The organism is Rhodococcus sp. NPDC060176 (genome assembly GCF_042728675.1).
In the GTDB taxonomy this organism is placed as follows: Bacteria; Actinomycetota; Actinomycetes; order Mycobacteriales; family Mycobacteriaceae; genus Rhodococcus_F.
Map to the genome: position 1 here is coordinate 565,732 of NZ_JBHWYS010000002.1, position 19,861 is coordinate 585,592.

A 19,861-nucleotide genomic window follows, 5' to 3' on the forward strand; every position below is an offset into this window, starting at 1 on the left:
GTCGCTACTCGTCTGCGGGTGCCTCGTCCGGGTCGCCACCGCGAATCGACCACAGCAGACCGTCGAGTTCCTCAGGCTTCATCAAAACCTCGCGTGCCTTCGAGCCCTCGCTGGGGCCGACGACGCCACGATTTTCCATGAGATCCATGAGTCGGCCGGCCTTGGCGAACCCGACGCGCAGCTTGCGCTGCAACATCGACGTCGAACCGAATTGACTCGTGATGACCAATTCCACGGCCTGCAAGAGGACGTCCATGTCGTCGCCGATGTCGGGGTCGACGTCCTTCTTCTCCCCGGCCTTCTGTGCGGTGACACCTTCGGTGTACTCGGGCTCGGCCTGGTTCTTCGCGAAGTCGACAACCGCTGAGATTTCCTCGTCGGTGATGAACGCGCCCTGCATACGGGTCGGCTTGCCGGCGCCCATGGGCAGGAACAACCCGTCACCCATACCGATGAGCTTCTCGGCGCCGGGCTGATCGAGGATGACTCGCGAGTCCGTGAGCGAGGACGTCGCGAACGCCAGACGCGAAGGCACGTTGGTCTTGATCAGGCCGGTGACGACGTCGACGGACGGGCGCTGCGTTGCCAACACCAAGTGGATACCGGCCGCACGGGCTTTCTGGGTGATGCGGACGATTGCTTCTTCGACGTCGCGCGGAGCGGTCATCATGAGGTCCGCCAACTCGTCCACGATCGCCAGGATGTACGGGTACGGGCGGTAGACGCGCTCGCTGCCCAGCGGCGCGGTGATTTCCCCGGACTTGACCTTTGAGTTGAAGTCGTCGATGTGACGCACGCGGTTGGCCTGCATGTCCTGGTAGCGCTGTTCCATCTCCTCGACCAACCAGGCCAGCGCGGCCGCCGCCTTCTTGGGCTGCGTGATGATCGGCGTGATCAGGTGCGGGATGCCTTCGTACGGCGTGAGCTCGACCATCTTCGGGTCGATGAGGATCATCCGAACTTCTTCCGGCGTCGCCCGGGTCAGCAGTGACACGAGCATCGAGTTCACGAAGCTCGACTTACCCGAGCCGGTCGAACCTGCCACCAGCAAGTGGGGCATCTTCGCGAGGTTCGCACTGACGAAGTCACCTTCGATGTCCTTACCCAGACCGATCACCAGTGGATGGTGATCGCGTCGGGTGCTCGGCGCGTTCAGCACGTCGGCGAGGCGAACCATTTCACGGTCGGAGTTCGGTACCTCGATACCCACCGCGGACTTACCCGGGATGGGGGCGAGGAGGCGGACGTTGTCGGTTGCCACCGCGTAGGCGATGTTGCGGGCGAGCGCAGTGATCTTCTCGACCTTCACGCCGGGTCCGAGTTCGACCTCGTAGCGCGTCACTGTCGGTCCGCGGGTGAATCCGGTAACGGCGGCGTCGATCTTGAACTGTTCGAGGACCTCGCTGATCGCTTCGATCATCGCGTCGTTCGCAGAACTGCGGAGCTTGGGCGGATCGCCCTCGATCAGCAACGTCGTCGGTGGGAGGTTGTAGTCGCCGTCGGTGACCCGATCGGTGACGAAGTGTTCCTTCTCCTCCGGCTCCGGTTCGGGTTTCGGCACGGGCTTGGCGATGGGGACCGAACGTGCCGGCACCTTGGGGCGCGGCGCCGGCGTCTCCACGACGGGCGCTGCCGCAGCCACGACGGGCTCGTCAGGCTCTGCGGTTTCGTCGGCGTTCCACAGACCGAGCACTTCGGTCTTCTTGTCTCCGGATTCGAACTCGTCCGTCGGGTAGTTGTCGATCGGCGCGCGCCGGCTGGTCCGCTTGGCGGGCTTGAGCGGCGGCTCGGCGTAGGTGTCGACCGGGTAGCCGTCAGCGTCGAACAGCGAAGGATCGTAAGCAGATTCGCCGTAGTGGTGCTCGCCGTCCTCGTCGAATTCGGATCCGTAGTCGCCGTATTCGTCCGAGCGATACGAGGCACCGAAGAAGGACTGGAACTTGCTCGGAACCTCACGCAGAGTCGTTCCGGTCAGAAGCAGGATTCCGAATCCGGCGGCGATGACCAACAGCGGCGCCGACAGCCAGACGGTGAGGCCGTTGGTCAGCGGGCCTCCCACGACGTATCCGACAAAGCCTGCGCCGTTGGAGCGGCCGGCTGCGTCTGTCGGCGATCCGGAGATGATGTGCCACAGGCCGAGTGCAGGAAGACCGACCAGCAGCGATCCCATGATCAGTCGAGGTCGGATCTCAGGTTTGGGTTCTGTACGCATCAACAGGATCGCGAGGCCGACGCCGACGATGGGGAGCACAGCCGAAGCCGCGCCGAAGATCGCCCGCACGAGAGTGTCGATGCCACCGCCGATCGGACCTCCGGCCTTGAACCAGACTCCGCCGGCGATGACGACGCTGAATGCGATCAGGCCGAGCGCTATTCCGTCGCGGCGATGGCCGGCTTCGATCTCGCCGACCTTGCTGACCGTGCGCGTGGTGGCGCCGACACCGCGGGCAGCCAGGGACCACCCGGCGCCGATCCCCTTGCCGACCGCCGCCAACGGGCTGGCCCGCTGAGACGTTTTCGATACGGGTCGGCGCGAAGCCGAAGACGTACCGGACGACTTTTTCGGCGCCGGCTTGGAGCCTTTCCCCGAAGCGGGGCGGCCACCGGCTTTGGCCGACGTCGTGACATTTCGAGGAGTCGAGACGGTCCGCGTGGTGCGCGATGTGCGGGGTTTTGCTGTCGCCCGCGCGCTCGGCGCAGACGCTGACGACCTGGTCGATGCCCTGGACGTGGACGTGCTTGTACTGGATCCCCGGGCGCTCGACTTACCTGCCATGGAGTTCAGGCTAGTCTGTGCGACCCCATCTGGACCATCCGCAACACCAGCAACACAGGTCGCGAGTGCGAAACGTGATCTTCACAACCCGTCTGTCGAGTTCTACTCCGGTAGAAGAAGGCCATCAGAAACTGCGATCGAGCGCCATCACCGATTGAACGTCGCCGAGTTCGCCTTTTGCTTCGATCTGCACTTCGTTGCGACCGAAAGCATGAAGCAGCAACTCGGCAGGTTCACCCTGCAGGACAACACTGCGAGAGCCGGATTTGTGGACGACCGCGCTCTCCCCGGACGGAAGTTCGAAAATCACCTCGACAGCGGCTTTGCGGTAGCCCATCTTGCCGATTTGCCGCGCGTACTTCCACAGTTGAGCCTGCCGACCCTCCGACAGCGGTCGCGGCGCCCAGTTCAGGTGTGCGCGTCGTACATCTTCGTGGTGGACGAACATTTCCGTGGTGTTGACCTGCGCGTCGAGCCAGTACATCGGCGACCACCGAGGCGGCCCGCTGCGAACGTCGTCGAGGATGTCCTCCCACGGACGCGCCGCTGCGGCCTTTCGCACGCTCTCGGTGTGACCGGCCAGAGGGCTGAACATGATTCCGGGAGCGGCGTCGAGACGCCGCTCCCGGACGATCAGATGTGCTGCCAGGTCACGATTGGTCCACTCCCCACACAGCGTCGGAGCATCGGGGCCGAATTCGACCATGCTGTCCACCAGGGCGAGTCGTTCGTCATGAGCGAAGGTCACCTTCGCCAAAGTACTCGAACCGGACCGGGTTCGAGCGCAAGCGACCTGCTGTGCCGAATCTACTGCTGCCGAATCTACGGAACCGCGATGACCGTCGGAATGATCATCGGACGGCGGCGGTACTTGTCCGCGACCCAACGTCCGACGACGCGGCGCACGGACTGTGCGATGCGATGAGCGTCGATGACGCCTTCGCTCGCCAACCGTGCCAGGTCAGATTCCACGAGATCCGCGGCGGCCTTGAGGGCTGTCGGATCGTCGGAGAAACCGCGACCGGACACCTCGGGAGTGCTGACCGCGCGACCCGTCGACTCGTTGATGACGATGGTGATGGCGATGAAGCCGCCCTCACCGAGCACCAGGCGATCGGAAAGCGTCGGCTCACCGACGTCACCGACGGACAGACCGTCGACGTAGACGTGTCCGACCGGTACCCGTCCGACGATCTCGGCGAGTCCGTCGACCATGTCGACCACGACGCCGTCCTCGGCCAATACGATGCGCTCTTCCGGAACGCCGGTGGCCTTGGCAAGTGCGGCGTTGGCACGCAGGTGGCGCCATTCACCGTGAACAGGCATGGCATTGGTGGGCCGAACCGCATTGTAGAGGTAGAGCAACTCACCGGCGGACGCGTGGCCCGAGACGTGAACCTTGGCGCTCTGCTGCGTCACGACGGTGGCACCGCGCTTGGCCAAACCGTTGACCACGGCGAAAACGGAGTTCTCGTTGCCCGGGATCAGCGAGGACGCGAGAACGACCAGGTCGTTGGCGCGAATGTTGATCTGGCGGTGTTCGCCTCGTGCCATCCGCGAGAGCGCTGCCAACGGCTCGCCCTGCGAACCCGTGGAGATCAGAACCAGACGATCGTCGGGAAGTGTCGCGGCGGTGTCGATGTCGACGACCAGGCCGTCGGGCACCGTGAGGTAGCCGAGATCCTGTGCAATCTGCATGTTGCGGACCATCGAGCGGCCGACGAAGACGATGCGGCGGTTGTACCGTGCGGCAACGTCGACGACTTGCTGGATGCGGTGCACGTGGCTGGCGAACGAAGCCACGATGACGCGCTGCTTCGCCTTGCCGATGACGTTGTCGAGCACTCCCCCGATTTCACGCTCGGGCGTGACGAATCCCGGGACCTCGGCGTTGGTCGAGTCCACGAGGAACAGGTCGACACCCTCATCGCCCAGGCGGGAGAAACCGGCGAGGTCGGTCAGGCGGCCGTCGAGAGGCAGCTGATCGAGCTTGATGTCACCGGTGTGCAGTACGACGCCGGCGTCGGTGCGAATCGCGATCGCGAGCGCGTCGGGAATCGAGTGGTTGACGGCGAAGTACTCGCAGTCGAACGGGCCGTGGGTGGTGGTGTTTCCTTCGACGACCTCGACGAGGTTCGGTCGCAGGCGATGCTCGCGGCACTTGGCGGCAACGAGGGCGAGAGTGAACTTCGCGCCGATGACCGGAATGTCCGCGCGCAGGCGCAGCAAGAACGGCAGAGCACCGATGTGGTCCTCGTGTCCGTGAGTCAAGATGACGGCTTCGACGTCGTCCATACGGTCTTCGATGTAGCGGAAGTCCGGGAGGATCAGGTCGACGCCAGGCTGCTGGTCCTCGGGAAACAGCACACCGCAGTCGACGATCAGCAGCTTGCCGCGGTGCTCGAACACCGTCATGTTGCGACCGATTTCACCGATGCCGCCGAGAGCGACGATGCGCAGACCTGATGCCGGCGCCTTCGGGGGTGTTCCGAGTCGACCCGTGGGATCGACGGCCGGACGGTTCTCGGGGCGCTTGTTTCCGCGCCCGTTGCCCGCCTTCGACGCTGCCGGACGGTTGCCGCCGGAAGACTTGCGCGGCGACCTGTCTTCGGTCGACTTCTTGGGTGCAGCAGATTTGGTGGCAGCGGACTTGGTCGCTGCAGACTTCGTCGCTGCGGATTTGGTTGCTGCGGCCTTCTTGGGCGGGGCGGCTGCGGCGGGGGCCGCTTCTGCCGCCGGCGCAGCTGGTGCCTCTACCGGTGCGGCCTTCGCGGCCGTTTCGGGAGCCGGAGGCGAAGGCGGACCGGCTTGACGACTGGCACTACGACGTCGGGGGGGACGGGTCATTTACAAAACTCCTGCCGCATGCAGATCGGCGGCAAGACCGTCGATCTGCTCTTTAGTGGGTGCAACCTGCGGAAGGCGTGGTTCTCCGACATCGATTCCGATGAGTCGCAGACCCGCCTTCGAAGCGCTGACACCGCCGAGGCGGGCAACGGAACGAATCACAGGGATCAAACTGAGGTTTATCTCGCGGGCGCGGGCGATGTCGCCGGACACGAACGCGGTGTGAAGGTCGCGGAGGCGACCCGGAACAAGATGGCCGATGACGCTGACGAAGCCGGTAGCACCGACAGCGAGCCACGGCAGGTTCAGCGGGTCGTCACCGGAGAAGAACTGAAGTTCGGTGGTGCCGATCAACTCTGCGCCGGCGTTGAGGTCGCCCTTGGCGTCCTTGACAGCCTTGATCCGCGGGTGCTCGGCGAGTCGGCGGATCGTCTCGGTCTCGATGGGGACGACGGAGCGGGGCGGAATGTCGTACAACATGACGGGCAGGTCGGTCGCGTTGGCGACGGCGGTGAAGTGTGCAAAAAGTCCGGCCTGGGGCGGACGCGAGTAGTACGGGGTGACGACGAGCAGACCGTGCGCTCCGGCGCGAGCCGCGTCACGGGCGAGTTCGACACTGTGGGCGGTGTCGTTGCTGCCGGCGCCTGCGACGATCTTCGCGCGGTTGCCGACGGCGTCGATCACCGCGCGGAGCAGGTCGAGCTTCTCGGACTCGGTGGTGGTGGGAGATTCACCGGTGGTACCGGCAAGGACAAGGCCGTCGCAGCCGTTGTCGACGAGATGGGCTGCGAGGCGCACTCCCGCGTCGACGTCCAACTTCCCGTCGGCAGTGAACGGGGTCACCATCGCAACGGAAATGGTGCCGAACGGACGCTCGACAAGAGAAGCGGAATCACCGTAGGTCATGGTCAGAAGGTTACCCGGTTCAGCTCTTACTTCTGCACACGAGTCACGACTCGGCCGCAAATGCACTGACGGCGATTTCCGATCCGTCGCTTCCGCGGAGAATCTCGTAGTCCCCGAACACATTTGGCGCGACGTCGCGAAGCTGACGCAGGCACTCGACCGCGACTCGCCGGATCTCGACATCCGCATGTTCGGTGGCACGCATCTCGACGAAGTGCCGCCAGGCCCGATAGTTCCCGGTCACGACCAAGCGAGTCTCGGTGGCGTTGGGCAGCACCGAGCGCGCAGCTTGCCTGGCTTGCTTCCCTCGCATCGGGGCGCCGGGCACTGATTGCAGTTTCCCTTCGAGGGCGGTGAGCAGTTCACCGTAAGCGCGACGGCTTTCGTCGGTGGCCGACAGAAACAGTGCTTCGAGTTCGGGATCGCCTTCGACAGCCGGAGGTACGACGACGTTCGCATCGTTCTCGCGGACGAATCGCTGCGAGAGTTGCGAGTACGAGAAGTGCCGGTGACGAATCAATTCATGAGTGCACGAGCGCGAGATACCGGTGATGTAGAAGCTCACGGTTGCATGCTCGAGCACCGAAACGTGTCCGACCTCGAGCAGATGCCTCAGGTAGCCGGCGTTGGTTGCCGTGCGCGGGTTCGGCTTGGACCAACTCTGATAGCAGGCTCGACCGGAGAACTCGACAAGTGCTTCGCCGCCGTCGGCGTCCGTCTCCCACGGAATGTCCTCGGGCGGGAAGAACTCGGACTTCGCCACCAACTGCACTTTCAGCGACACCGTGTTCGGCACAACCCACTCCTCGACAAGCACGAAACAACCAGCACGAAACCCGGACGCTGTTCGCCTCAGGTGCGGGGCAACTCTATAGCGGTCGACCGCCCTCCAGATCGAGTGACGTCACAAGCATCCTTGACTGACGTCACTTCTGACGCCACTCTGGTGTCATGGACATTTCGGAGTACACCGCAAAGCTGCAGAACGACCTCGTCACCGCAGCCGAACTCGGCGACGATCACACGCGCCGGATTGCGGCGTCGCTGTCCGCCGCCATCGAACCCTCGGTCCGCCTGGTCTTGCTGGCCGCGGCAACTGAGCTGGCCAAGGAGATCGGGGCGAAGCTCGGCGATCGAGAGGTCAAGGTCAATCTCGACGGCAGCGAGTTGCTGGTCGATGTCGTTCGCCCGCCCGGTTCGACCGACGGCGAGGCTGCAGACAACGAGAAGGCAGACGACGAGAAGAAGGACTCCACCTACTCGTTCGACGACGTCAGCGGGGATATCAGCCGAGTGACGTTGAGGATGATGGAGCAGATCAAAGCCCGCGCCGAGGAGGCAGCCAATCAGAACGGAGTCTCCCTCAACTCGTGGGTTTCACAGGCCGTACAGGGCGCACTACGGGACCAGATGCGCAAGAACGGCATGGACTAGTTCGACGCCACCCCGATCGCCGAATGATCTAATTGCGCAACTGCAGTAATCACGAACCGTTGCCGCAAGGCGAGAAGGAGCACGTTCATGGCCGTTTCGGGCGTCAAGGAATTCGAGATCAAGGCTGATCCGGCAACGGTGATGCAGGCCGTCGCCGCGGTCGATCGACTGCCGGAGTGGTCGTCTGCGCACAAGAAGATCACCATCGAGAGCACCCACGACGACGGTCGCCCCCATCGCGTTCGCATGGCCGTGTCCATTCTCGGAATCAACGACGAGCAGGTAGTCGACTACACCTTCGAGGGCGACGAGAAGGTGACCTGGACCCTCGTCGAGAGCGGCCAGCAGAACCAGCAGGACGGCTCGTACATCTTGACGCCCACCGACGGTGGAACCAAAGTCACCTTCGAATTGACCATCGATCCCAAGATCCCGCTGCCGGGTTTCCTGGTGAAGAAGGCACAGAAGACGGCCCTGGAGACGGCAAGCAAGGGCCTGACGAAGTTCGTCGAAAACTTCTGAGCGCACACGCAATTCAGGCGGCCCTTACTTCGGCGTTCATCGCCGGGTAGGGGCCGTTTGCTGTGAAGCCGAGCTGCGATTTCGCGGAAGTTCTTGCCGATGTTGAAGATTCGCCGGTAGCCGGGGACTGCCCGGAGTAACGTCGGCCGCGTGTCCGCCGAGACCGCAGAGCCCAACTCCATGGCACCCGTGCGCATCCTCGTCTACAGCGACGACGCGCACACGCGCGAGCAAGTCCGGCTCGCACTCGGCGAGCGTCCACATCCCTCGATGCCCACCATCGATTACGTCGAGGTCGCGACGGCACCGATCGTCGTCGACAAGCTCGATGCCGGCGGAATCGATCTCGCCATCCTCGACGGCGAGGCCAGTCCGGCCGGCGGCATGGGCGTGGCGAAACAACTCAAGGACGAGATCGCCGACTGTCCACCGATCCTCGTACTGACCGGTCGACCCGACGATGCATGGCTGGCGTCGTGGTCGAGAGCGGAAGCCTCAGTGCCGCAGCCGATAGATCCGATCGAACTCGCTTCCACCGTCATCGCGCTTCTCCGTCGGCAACTAAGCCAGTGAGCACCCGTTGCAGCGGTGATTCGTTGCGGCGCCGACTACTTCGGACTTTCGAGAGCGAAACTCGGCACCCCGAAAATCAACCCAATGTCGGAGGCCTCCCCTAGTGTGGGTGTCGCAGGTCACATAAGTATCGAATTGCTGGCAGTATCGAAATCGAACGGCACCTTCGGGTTAACGGCACCTTCGGGTTAACGGCACCTTCGGGCTAGGCGGACATCCGCACAGCGGAGAGGAGTTCGGGTGACATGAACGCTTATATCCCCATTCTCGTTCTCGGGGTCATCGCGATGGCCTTCGCCGTGGTGTCGGTTGTTCTCGCGTCCGTGGTCGGCCCGAAACGGTACAACAGGGCAAAGCTCGAAGCTTACGAATGCGGAATCGAACCGGCACCCCGCGCCTCTGGTGGCGGCCGGTTTCCCGTCAAGTTCTATCTGACGGCGATGCTGTTCATCATCTTCGACATCGAGATCGTCTTCCTCTATCCGTGGGCCGTGCACTTCGATTCGCTCGGCCTGTTCGGTCTCGCGGCCATGGGCCTTTTCATAGTCAACGTCTCGGTGGCATACGCATACGAATGGCGACGAGGCGGTCTCGGTTGGGACTAGCTGGACGAAGACACGATCAACACAAAGAAATCAGACAAAACCGGTCATACCGAAGCTGTTACGACTGAAAAGAGTCGGATATGGGTCTCGAAGAAAAGCTCCCCAGCGGATTTCTACTGACAACGGTCGAAGGCCTTGCCGGGTACGTCCGCAAAGGATCACTGTGGCCTGCCACCTTCGGGCTCGCGTGCTGCGCCATCGAGATGATGGCAACCACGTCCGGCCGCTTCGACCTGGCACGGTTCGGCATGGAGGCTTTCCGTGCGTCGCCGCGCCAGGCAGACCTTCTGATCGTGGCCGGGAGGGTCAGTCAAAAGATGGGCCCGGTACTTCGTCAGGTCTACGACCAGATGGCCGAGCCGAAATGGGTTCTGGCCATGGGTGTGTGCGCGTCTTCCGGCGGAATGTTCAACAACTACGCAGTGGTACAGGGCGTCGACCACATCGTTCCGGTCGACATCTACTTGCCCGGCTGTCCGCCGCGGCCGGAGATGCTCCTCAACGCGATCATCGAGCTGCACCGGAAGATTCAGGAGATGCCCCTCGGCGTCAACCGCGAAGAGGCTCGCGCGGCAGCCGAGCGCGCCGCACTGGCATCCACCCCCACCATCGACATGAAGGGGTTGCTGCGATGACCTCGGGCAACACCGGCGCGAGAGGGATGTTCGGGGTCCGCGGCAGTGGCGACACCTCAGGCTACAGCCGTCTTGCCCCTCCGATCTCTGTAGAAGACAAGGCTTCTCGACCGTTCGGTGGATACTTCGACGAGGTTGCAGACTCCTTGGACGCCACATTGCGCAGCGCGGGTGACACTTTCACTGACGCAATCGAGCGAGTAACAGTTTTTCGAGACGAGATGACGCTGCACGTCGAACGGTCTCACCTCCCGCAGGTCGCGCGCAGACTGCGCGACGAACCGGATCTTCGCTTCGAACTCTGCCTGGGTGTCGACGGAGTGCACTACCCGCAGGACACCGGTCGCGAACTCCACGCCGTGTATCCACTCGCCTCCATTACGCACAATCGCCGAATCAGGCTGGAAGTGTCTGTGCCGGATTCCGATCCGCACATTCCGTCGATCGTCGGGATCTACCCGACCAACGACTGGCACGAACGTGAGACCTACGACTTCTTCGGAATCGTCTTCGACGGTCACCCGGCATTGACCCGCATCGAGATGCCCGACGACTGGAAAGGCCACCCGCAGCGGAAGGACTATCCGCTCGGCGGTATCCCGGTCGAGTACAAGGGCGCCCAGACTCCACCACCCGACGAGCGTAGGTCGTACAACTGATGAACAACACGACAGGAAGCAGCGCCGGCGCTACGACGGAAACCATCGTGACGGCGTCCGGTCAGGACTGGGACGACATCGTCACCGCGGCCGCCCGGCAGCGAACCGGCGAGGCTGAGCGGATCGTGGTCAACATGGGCCCGCAGCACCCGTCCACGCACGGCGTCTTGCGCCTCATTCTCGAAATCGAGGGTGAGACCGTCGTGGAAGCACGGTGTGGAATCGGCTACCTGCACACCGGAATCGAAAAGAATCTCGAATACCGGAACTGGACGCAGGGCGTGACTTTCGTTACTCGGATGGACTACCTGTCACCGTTCTTCAACGAGACCGCCTACTGCCTCGGGGTCGAGAAACTTCTCGACATCACCGACGACATTCCCGAGCGAGCCACCGTCATTCGCGTGATGATGATGGAGCTCAATCGGATCTCTTCACATCTTGTCGCCCTGGCGACCGGCGGAATGGAACTGGGCGCCGTGACGGCGATGTTGTTCGGATTCCGCGAACGCGAACTGATTCTGGACGTGTTCGAGACGATCACCGGACTGCGGATGAATCACGCGTACATCAGGCCTGGCGGTCTCGCGCAAGATCTACCCGACGGCTCGGTGGCGAAGGTACGACAACTGTTGAAAGTCCTTCCGAAGCGGTTGCGCGACGTCGAACTGATGCTCAGCGACAACTCCATCTGGAAGGCCCGCACCCAGGGGATCGGATATCTCGATCTCACCGGTTGCATGGCGCTCGGAGTGACGGGACCGGTCCTGCGCGCCACAGGTCTCCCCCACGATCAGCGTCGAGCGCAGCCCTACTGCGGCTACGAGAATTACGAGTTCGATGTCGTCACGCACGACGGATCCGACTGCTACGGAAGGTACGTCATCCGCGTCGAGGAGATGAAGGAGTCCCTCAAGATCGTCGAGCAGTGCCTCGACAAGCTGCAACCGGGGCCGGTCATGGTGGACGACAAGAAGATCGCCTGGCCTGCCGATCTCGCCGTCGGACCCGATGGCCTCGGCAACTCGCAGAAGCACATTGCCAAGATCATGGAGTCGTCCATGGAGGGTCTGATTCACCATTTCAAATTGGTCACCGAAGGCATCCGCGTGCCGCCCGGTCAGGTGTACGTCGCCGTGGAGTCTCCGCGTGGCGAACTGGGGGTGCACATGGTCAGCGACGGGGGAACCCGGCCGTACCGCGTCCATTTCCGGGATCCGTCGTTCACAAACCTTCAAGCGGTAGCGGCGATGTGTGAGGGAGGCATGGTGTCCGACGTTATCGCTTCGGTCGCCAGTATCGATCCCGTCATGGGCGGAGTGGACCGATGACCGGCCCGAACGGTTCGTCGCGGGTGTTCGTCGAACTCGGACCGCGACCGGAGGAACCCACTCAATTGGTACGCCCAGGCGCACGGTCGAGCTATCCCCCCGACGTACTCGCCCGACTCGACGCCGATGCCGACACCGTCATCGCTCGTTATCGCGAGCCTGACGCCGCTGCGATAACCAGTCGATCGGCCCTCCTGCCGCTCCTTCATCTCGTGCAATCGGAGGACGGGTACATCACGCCGGCCGGGATCGATTTCTGCAGTGCCAAGCTAGGTTTGACGGGCGCTGAGGTCGCCGCCGTTTCCACTTTCTACTCCATGTATCGCCGTGGTCCGACGGGTGAGTATCTGGTCGGAGTCTGCACCAACACGCTGTGCGCGATCATGGGCGGTGACGACATCCTCGCGGCACTCGAAGAGCACCTGGGCTCGGCAGGCTCCAGGGACGAAGGCGGACACACCGTCTCAACGTCCGACGGCAAGATCACCCTCGAACACATCGAGTGCAATGCGGCGTGCGACTACGCGCCCGTCGTGATGATCAACTGGGAGTTCTTCGACAATCAGACTCCGGAATCGGCGCGCTCACTTGTCGATGCGTTACGCGCCGGAGAGCGCGTGACGCCCAGTCGCGGTGCGACGCTGTGTTCGTTCCGACAGACCGCGCGCACCCTGGCCGGTTTCCCGGATACGCGAATCGAAGCGGCCGAAGCGCAGACCGTCGGCGGGGCAACTCTTGCCGGACTTCGTGTCAGCCGATCTCTCGACGACAACCGATCAGGCCCGCCTTCCGCGGTCGACGCTCCCGGCGAAGGGAAGTGACATGACACTCGCCCCCGTTCTGAGTCGTCACTGGGATCAACCGAACTCGTGGACCCTCGACAGCTACCTTCGTCACGACGGCTACCAGGCCCTACGCACAGCACTCGACGGCTCCCCCGATGCCGTGATCGAGACGGTCAAGGACGCGGGCCTTCGCGGGCGCGGTGGCGCCGGCTTCCCGACGGGCCTCAAGTGGAGCTTCATCCCGCAGGTCTCCGAAGACACGCCCGGAGACGGCAAACCTCATTACCTCGTCGTCAATGCCGACGAGTCCGAGCCTGGCACATGCAAGGACATGCCGTTGATGATGGCGACTCCCCACACGTTGGTGGAGGGAGTGATCATCGCGGCGTACGCAATTCGAGCAGCCAAGGCGTTCATCTACGTCAGGGGCGAGGTAGTCCCTGTCCTGCGACGCCTACAGACTGCTGTGGCCGAGGCCTACGCGGCCGGATATCTGGGCCGAAACATCCTCGGTTCGGGATTCGATCTGGATCTCGTCGTTCACGCCGGAGCCGGCGCGTATATCTGTGGGGAGGAGACAGCCCTTCTCGATTCCCTGGAGGGGAGGCGCGGTCAGCCTCGCTTGCGGCCGCCGTTCCCCGCTGTCGCCGGCCTCTACGCCTGCCCGACCGTCGTCAACAATGTCGAGTCCATCGCGAGTGTTCCGTCGATCGTCCTCGGCGGCCCGGAGTCGTTCCGGTCGATGGGAAGTGAGAAGTCACCGGGATTCACGCTGTACTCGCTCTCGGGTCATGTCACCACTCCCGGCCAGTACGAGGCGCCGCTCGGCATCACCTTGCGAGAGCTTCTCGACTACGCGGGCGGCGTTCGGGCCGGACACACCCTCAAGTTCTGGACTCCCGGCGGATCCTCGACACCGATATTCACCGAGGAACACCTCGATGTCCCACTCGACTACGAGGGCGTCGGCGCCGCGGGATCGATGCTGGGCACCAAGGCACTGCAGATATTCGACGACACAACCTGCATCGTGCGCGCGGTGTTGCGATGGACCGAGTTCTACGCCCACGAATCCTGCGGTAAGTGCACGCCGTGCCGGGAAGGCACGTACTGGCTGGTGCAGATCCTGCGGCGACTCGAAGGCGGAACAGGAACCGAAGCCGATCTCACCAAACTTCTCGACATCTCCGACACGATCCTCGGAAAGTCCTTCTGCGCGTTAGGTGATGGAGCGACAAGCCCGATCATGTCCTCCCTGAAGTACTTCCGCGAGGAATACGTCGCGCATTTCGACGGCAACGGATGCCCGTTCGATCCTCGCCGGTCCGTTCTCGCGACAGGAGCGTTCGTCTCATGACTGCAGCCGACGCTACCAAGGCCGACACGGCACCGCCTACTGATCTGGTCACCCTCACTATCGACGGCCGAGAACTTCAGGTTCCCAAGGGCACGTTGATCATTCGCGCTGCAGAGATGATCGGTACCCAGATTCCGCGGTTCTGCGATCATCCCCTTCTGGATCCGGTCGGGGCGTGCCGCCAGTGCATCGTGGAGGTCGAAGGTCAACGCAAGCCGGTGGCGTCCTGCACGACACCGGTTGCGGACGGAATGGTCGTCACCACGCAACTCACGTCGCCGGTGGCCGAGAAGGCGCAGCGGGGGGTGATGGAACTTCTGCTCATCAACCACCCGTTGGACTGCCCCGTGTGCGACAAGGGCGGCGAGTGCCCGCTCCAGAACCAGGCGATGTCGACCGGTCGCACGGAATCGCGGTTCGGTGAGGAGAAACGGACCTACCCCAAACCCATCCCACTCTCGTCCGAGATCCTCCTCGACCGCGAGCGTTGTGTCCTCTGTGCCAGGTGCACAAGGTTTTCGGGCCAGATTGCCGGCGACCCGTTCATCGATCTCCTCGAGCGCGGTGCACTTCAACAGGTCGGGATCTACGCCAACGAGCCCTTCGAGTCCTACTTCTCGGGCAACACCATTCAGGTTTGCCCAGTCGGTGCACTCACCAGCACGGCATACCGATTCCGGGCGCGACCGTTCGATCTGGTGTCCAGCCCCAGCGTGTGCGAGCACTGCGCCGACGGTTGTGCCCAGCGCACCGACCACCGTCGCGGCAAGGTTCTTCGTCGTCTCGCCGGGGACGACCCCGACGTCAACGAGGAGTGGAATTGCGACAAGGGACGTTTCGCTTTCACGTACACGACCCAAGGCGATCGGATCACCACCCCCCTCATCCGCAACGCTGACGGCGAATTGATTCCGGCGTCGTGGCCCATGGCACTCGACCTCGTTGCGCGAACCTTCGCGCAGGCCCACGGCGACGCGGGCGTACTCGTCGGTGGACGCTCGACCTGGGAGGACGCGTACGCCTACAGCAAGTTCGCGCGAGTTGCTCTCGCTACCAACAACATCGATTTCCGGATCCGCGCTCACTCAGCCGAAGAGACCAGCTTTCTCTCAGCTCACGTCGCGGGGCGCACACTCGAAGAGTCGGTGACGTACCAAGATCTCGAATCAGCTCCGGCCGCGTTGCTGGTCGCTCTCGAGCCGGAGGAGGAGTCACCGATCATTTTCCTGCGGCTACGCAAAGCCGCTCGTTTCGGCAAGACAACAGTGCTCGCCAGCGCGCCGTTCGCTACGCGAGGCCTGCAGAAAATGGGCGGCGGTCTGCTTCGGACCGTACCCGGAAGTGAAGCAGCTCTGATGGATTCGTTGGCAGGCCCTGGAAGTGTGGAGGGTCAGCTCCTCCGACAACCCGGCGCAGTGATCCTGCTGGGCGAACGACTCAGTGAGGTGGCGGGCGGCTTCTCCGCGGCGGTACGTCTCGTCGAAGCGACGGGAGCTTCACTGGCTTGGGTCCCACGCCGCGCTGGTGATCGCGGCGCCGTCGAGGCCGGCGCGTTGCCGGGATTGCTTCCCGGTGGACGCCCCATTGCCGACCCGGCGGCACGTCAAGAGGTGGAATCGATGTGGGGCGCCTCCGTCCCGGCATCCGACGGTCGCGATGTCGCGAGCCTCCTGGGTTCAGGGCGGTCGACTGCGGCGCTTCTTGTCGGCGGCGTGGAGTTGGGTGATCTCCCGAACCCGGCAAAGGCACGAGCCGCGATCGAAGCCGCAGGGTTCGTGGTGAGTTTGGAGATCCGTCACAGCGAAATCACCGAACTCGCCGACGTCGTCTTCCCCGTGGCGCCGGTCGCCGAGAAGCCCGGTACCTTCCTCGATTGGGAAGGCCGCGAGCGCGTGTTCGACACCGCGTTGAGAACGACAGGAGTAATGCCAGATCAGCGCGTCCTTCACGCGATCGCAGCCGAGATGGGTATCGACCTGAGCTTGCCCGACGCAGCTTCCGCGCGCGCAGAGATACGCCGCCTCGGGGTGTGGTCCGGATTGCGCCCCACTTCACCTCAGGTACCCGTAGGCACCGTGCCCACACCGGCGCCAGGCGAGGCGGTGTTGTCGAGTTGGCGGATGTTGCTCGACAACGGCCGTTTGCAGGACGGCGAGCCCAACCTGGCGGGCACTGCACGGTCCCCGCTCGTGCGTTTGTCGGCCGAGACTGCGGCCGAGATCGACGCCGTGAGCGGCGATCAGGTTGCCGTATCGACTGAATCCGGCGTCGTCACATTGCCGTTGGAGATCACCGAGCTACCGCCTCGAACAGTCTGGTTGCCGCTCAATTCACCGGGTAGCACCGTCTACGAAACGCTCTGCGCCTCCGTGGGGTCCGTGGTGAGGATCGCGAAGGTGACGGCGCAATGACTGGCTACGAGTACTTCGCGAACGCCGATACCGTCGCCGCTCCGGTCGACCTGTCGGCGTTCGGGCACGACCCGTGGTGGTTGGTGATCGGCAAGGCTCTCGCCATCTTCGTGTTCCTCGTACTCACTCCGCTGGTGGCGATCTACGCGGAACGAAAAGTCATGGCGCGTATGCAGATGCGTGTCGGACCGAACCGCGTCGGCCCCCGCGGAATGCTCCAGAGTCTCGCCGACGGAATCAAGCTCGCCCTCAAGGAAGGCATCACTCCTACCGGAGCCGACAAACCGATTTACCTCCTCGCGCCCGTCATCGCAGTCGTGCCCGCGTTCATGGCTTTTGCCGTCATTCCGCTCGGTCCGCAGGTGTCGATCTTCGGAACCCTTTCACCCCTGCAACTGACCGATCTACCGGTCGGAGTTCTCTACATCCTCGCCGTGACCTCGATCGGTGTGTACGGCATCGTGCTTGCCGGCTGGTCCTCGGGATCGACATATCCACTACTGGGCGCACTTCGATCGACCGCGCAGGTCATCTCCTACGAGGTAGCGATGGGACTGTCCTTCGCCGCCGTCTTCCTCTACGCCGGAACGATGTCCACGTCCGGAATCGTCAGTGCCCAACAAGGTGCCTGGTACGTCTTTCTCCTCCTGCCGTCTTTCCTGATCTACGTGACAGCGATGGTCGGCGAAACCAACAGAGCGCCCTTCGACCTTCCGGAGGCCGAGGGCGAACTGGTAGGTGGGTTCCACACCGAGTACTCCTCACTCAAGTTCGCGATGTTCATGCTCGCCGAATACGTGAACATGGTGACGGTGTCCGCTCTGGCCACGACGCTGTTTCTGGGCGGGTGGCATGCACCATTCCCATTCAACCTGTGGGACGGAGCCAATTCCGGTTGGTGGCCCGTGCTGTGGTTTGTCGCCAAGGTGTGGGGCTTCCTCTTCGTATTCATCTGGTTGCGCAGCACCCTTCCGAGGTTGCGCTACGACCAGTTCATGAATCTCGGCTGGAAGATTCTCATCCCCGCAGCCTTGGTGTGGGTGATGGTGATCGCGACTGTTCGCGCCTTCCGCAACGAGGGTTACAACACGTGGCTCGTACTGCTCTGCGTCGCACTGGTTCTCGGAGCTGCGCTGCTCATGGTGTTGGCCGGAACCTTCCGGGGCCGTCGCCGAACCGCCGCGTTGGTGCCCGATTCGGGGACCCGGCCTTTCGATGCGATGTCGGGCGGCTTCCCGGTTCCACCCCTACCTGGTCAAACGCCGTCTAATCAAACGGTGCCGCACCGAAATCTACCGGGTCAGAACGTGCCACCGCCGCGGCGGACAGATGTTTCCGACACATCGGAGGACTCCCATGCCTGATTTCCTCGGACCTATCGCGGGTTTCGGAGTGACGCTCTCGACAATGTTCAAGAAGCCCGAGACAGAGTTCTATCCGGAGGAGAAGCGCCCCACCGCGCCCGGATATCACGGTCGCCACCAACTCAACCGGTATGCGGACGGACTCGAGAAGTGCATCGGGTGCGAACTGTGCGCGTGGGCCTGCCCCGCCGACGCAATCTACGTCGAAGGTGCTGACAACACCGAAGAAGAACGGTTCTCCCCAGGTGAGCGTTACGGGCGGGTGTATCAGATCAACTACCTGCGGTGCATCGGCTGTGGCCTCTGCGTCGAGGCTTGCCCCACTCGAGCCCTCACGATGACCAACGAGTACGAGATGACCGACGACAACCGAGCCGGGTTGATCTACGAGAAGGACCGCCTCCTCGCACCATTGAAGCCCGACATGACAGCACCACCACACGCGCTGCGTCCCGGCACAACTCAGGACGACTACTACCGCGGCGACATCGCAGCAGCTGCCGAGCAAGCAGCACCCGAGCAAGCGGTACCCGAACCGGAGCCGAGCCAGGAGACCGAGAAGTGATCGCGGCGGTCACGACCACGATCCTGGCGGAGGGAACGATGACTTCGACATCCACCGGCGAAGCGGTGCAGTTCTGGATCCTCGGAACCTTGGCGGTGATCAGCGCTTTGGGTGTCGTGGCCGCTCCCAAAGCCGTCTATTCTGCACTCTTCCTTGCAATGACGATGATCATCCTGGCCGTGTTCTACATCGTGCAGGGCGCACTGTTCCTGGGCGTCGTCCAGATCGTCGTCTACACCGGCGCAGTGATGATGTTGTTCTTGTTCGTCTTGATGCTGGTGGGCGTGGATTCTTCGGATTCCTTGATCGAAACTCTACGGGGACAACGAGTCAGCGCGATCGTGATCGGCGTCGGATTCGGGCTGCTACTCATCGGTGGCCTCGGTAATGCGTCGATCTCGGGCTTCACCGGCTTCACCGGACTCGAGCAGGGCAACATCGAGGCTCTCGCCGATCTCATTTTCATCCGCTACGTCTGGGCCTTCGAACTGACGGGCGCACTACTGATCACGGCGACACTCGGCGCCATGATGCTCGCGCATCGGGAGAAGATCGGAGCCACACTCAGCCAACGCGAACTCTCGCAGCAACGGTTCGCGTACCTGGGCAGCGATGAGAACAATCCCGAAAAAGGCTCGGCCACTCCACTCCCGAGCCCCGGTGTGTACGCACGACACAACGCGGTGGACATGCCGGCTTTGTTGCCGGACGGATCGTTCTCGACACTCTCCGTCAGCAGTGCGCTCACTCCACGATCCCCGGATCCGAGTACCGGTGAGGAGTCTGCGCGATGAATCCCGAGAATTACCTGTATCTGTCGGTCCTGTTGTTCACCATCGGGGCTGCGGGAGTCCTCCTGCGACGCAACGCCATCGTGGTGTTCATGTGCATCGAGCTGATGCTCAACGCCGCCAATCTGGCGTTCGTGACTTTCGCGCGTATGCACGGCAATCTCGACGGCCAGATTTTCGCCTTCTTCACGATGGTGGTCGCTGCAGCCGAAGTTGTCGTCGGCCTGGCAATCATCATGATCATCTTCCGATCTCGGCGTTCTGTATCCGTCGACGACGCAGACCTGCTGAAGTACTGAC

19 protein-coding genes are annotated in these 19,861 nt (G+C 63.0%); 14 read left to right on the plus strand and 5 right to left on the minus strand.

All coding sequences use genetic code 11. The annotated features are described in order from the left end of the window. Positions 1–4: 4 nt before the first annotated feature. The 5 genes from ACFWEM_RS11000 to thyX all read right to left on the minus strand — a co-directional run bounded on the left by ACFWEM_RS11000 (position 5) and on the right by thyX (position 7,325). Entirely contained in the window at positions 5–2,776 is a 2,772-nt protein-coding gene (locus tag ACFWEM_RS11000; protein WP_378533474.1) for a DNA translocase FtsK, read from the minus strand. Between the two features lie 124 nt (positions 2,777–2,900). Next, positions 2,901–3,524, minus strand: a complete 624-nt coding sequence (locus ACFWEM_RS11005; RefSeq protein WP_283303926.1) for a TIGR03085 family metal-binding protein — start codon at positions 3,522–3,524, stop codon at positions 2,901–2,903. Between the two features lie 74 nt (positions 3,525–3,598). After that, entirely contained in the window at positions 3,599–5,623 is a 2,025-nt protein-coding gene (locus ACFWEM_RS11010) for a ribonuclease J (protein WP_378449809.1), read from the minus strand. After that, positions 5,624–6,529: a 4-hydroxy-tetrahydrodipicolinate synthase gene (gene dapA, locus ACFWEM_RS11015; protein ID WP_003942142.1), complete on the minus strand. Its 906-nt coding sequence runs from the start codon at positions 6,527–6,529 to the stop codon at positions 5,624–5,626. Positions 6,530–6,572: 43 nt separating this feature from the next. After that, complete coding sequence (gene thyX / locus ACFWEM_RS11020) at positions 6,573–7,325, minus strand: FAD-dependent thymidylate synthase (RefSeq protein ID WP_095970584.1); 753 nt, start codon at positions 7,323–7,325, stop codon at positions 6,573–6,575. Positions 7,326–7,480: 155 nt separating this feature from the next. On the opposite strand from thyX, the gene ACFWEM_RS11025 reads away from it, so the two are divergent. From ACFWEM_RS11025 to nuoK, 14 genes are all read left to right on the plus strand, one after another. After that, positions 7,481–7,963: a toxin-antitoxin system HicB family antitoxin gene (locus tag ACFWEM_RS11025; RefSeq protein ID WP_378533477.1), complete on the plus strand. Its 483-nt coding sequence runs from the start codon at positions 7,481–7,483 to the stop codon at positions 7,961–7,963. A gap of 87 nt (positions 7,964–8,050) precedes the next feature. Further along, positions 8,051–8,485 carry an SRPBCC family protein gene (locus tag ACFWEM_RS11030; protein WP_378449811.1) on the plus strand — a complete coding sequence of 145 codons (435 nt, stop codon included), beginning with the start codon at positions 8,051–8,053 and terminating at the stop codon, positions 8,483–8,485. A gap of 180 nt (positions 8,486–8,665) precedes the next feature. Next, the gene (locus ACFWEM_RS11035) at positions 8,666–9,058 is read left to right on the plus strand and encodes a hypothetical protein (RefSeq protein WP_378534532.1); all 393 of its coding nucleotides are present in this window, start codon (positions 8,666–8,668) and stop codon (positions 9,056–9,058) included. 245 nt (positions 9,059–9,303) lie between these two features. Beyond that, the gene (locus tag ACFWEM_RS11040; RefSeq protein ID WP_378449812.1) at positions 9,304–9,663 is read left to right on the plus strand and encodes an NADH-quinone oxidoreductase subunit A; all 360 of its coding nucleotides are present in this window, start codon (positions 9,304–9,306) and stop codon (positions 9,661–9,663) included. Between the two features lie 80 nt (positions 9,664–9,743). Next, positions 9,744–10,298: an NADH-quinone oxidoreductase subunit B family protein gene (locus ACFWEM_RS11045; RefSeq protein WP_095970587.1), complete on the plus strand. Its 555-nt coding sequence runs from the start codon at positions 9,744–9,746 to the stop codon at positions 10,296–10,298. Next, positions 10,295–10,957 (plus strand): NADH-quinone oxidoreductase subunit C, encoded by a 663-nt coding sequence (locus tag ACFWEM_RS11050; RefSeq protein WP_378449813.1) that lies wholly within the window; start codon positions 10,295–10,297, stop codon positions 10,955–10,957. Before ACFWEM_RS11045 ends, ACFWEM_RS11050 begins: the two co-directional genes overlap by 4 nt. Further along, entirely contained in the window at positions 10,957–12,288 is a 1,332-nt protein-coding gene (nuoD, locus tag ACFWEM_RS11055; RefSeq protein WP_378533479.1) for an NADH dehydrogenase (quinone) subunit D, read from the plus strand. The genes ACFWEM_RS11050 and nuoD overlap by 1 nt, the downstream gene beginning before the upstream one ends. Then, positions 12,285–13,109 (plus strand): NADH-quinone oxidoreductase subunit NuoE, encoded by an 825-nt coding sequence (gene nuoE / locus ACFWEM_RS11060; RefSeq protein WP_378533481.1) that lies wholly within the window; start codon positions 12,285–12,287, stop codon positions 13,107–13,109. Before nuoD ends, nuoE begins: the two co-directional genes overlap by 4 nt. Before the next feature lies 1 nt (position 13,110). Further along, positions 13,111–14,430, plus strand: a complete 1,320-nt coding sequence (nuoF, locus tag ACFWEM_RS11065; protein ID WP_378533483.1) for an NADH-quinone oxidoreductase subunit NuoF — start codon at positions 13,111–13,113, stop codon at positions 14,428–14,430. Beyond that, the gene (locus ACFWEM_RS11070) at positions 14,427–16,841 is read left to right on the plus strand and encodes an NADH-quinone oxidoreductase subunit G (RefSeq protein WP_378533485.1); all 2,415 of its coding nucleotides are present in this window, start codon (positions 14,427–14,429) and stop codon (positions 16,839–16,841) included. The genes nuoF and ACFWEM_RS11070 overlap by 4 nt, the downstream gene beginning before the upstream one ends. Next, positions 16,838–18,205: an NADH-quinone oxidoreductase subunit NuoH gene (gene nuoH / locus ACFWEM_RS11075; protein WP_378533487.1), complete on the plus strand. Its 1,368-nt coding sequence runs from the start codon at positions 16,838–16,840 to the stop codon at positions 18,203–18,205. Before ACFWEM_RS11070 ends, nuoH begins: the two co-directional genes overlap by 4 nt. Further along, positions 18,198–18,770: an NADH-quinone oxidoreductase subunit NuoI gene (gene nuoI / locus ACFWEM_RS11080; RefSeq protein ID WP_378533488.1), complete on the plus strand. Its 573-nt coding sequence runs from the start codon at positions 18,198–18,200 to the stop codon at positions 18,768–18,770. The genes nuoH and nuoI overlap by 8 nt, the downstream gene beginning before the upstream one ends. After that, on the plus strand, positions 18,767–19,564 hold the full coding sequence (locus tag ACFWEM_RS11085; RefSeq protein WP_378533490.1) for an NADH-quinone oxidoreductase subunit J: 798 nt from the start codon (positions 18,767–18,769) through the stop codon (positions 19,562–19,564). Before nuoI ends, ACFWEM_RS11085 begins: the two co-directional genes overlap by 4 nt. Continuing rightward, entirely contained in the window at positions 19,561–19,860 is a 300-nt protein-coding gene (gene nuoK, locus ACFWEM_RS11090; protein ID WP_003942238.1) for an NADH-quinone oxidoreductase subunit NuoK, read from the plus strand. Before ACFWEM_RS11085 ends, nuoK begins: the two co-directional genes overlap by 4 nt. Position 19,861 lies beyond the last annotated feature (1 nt).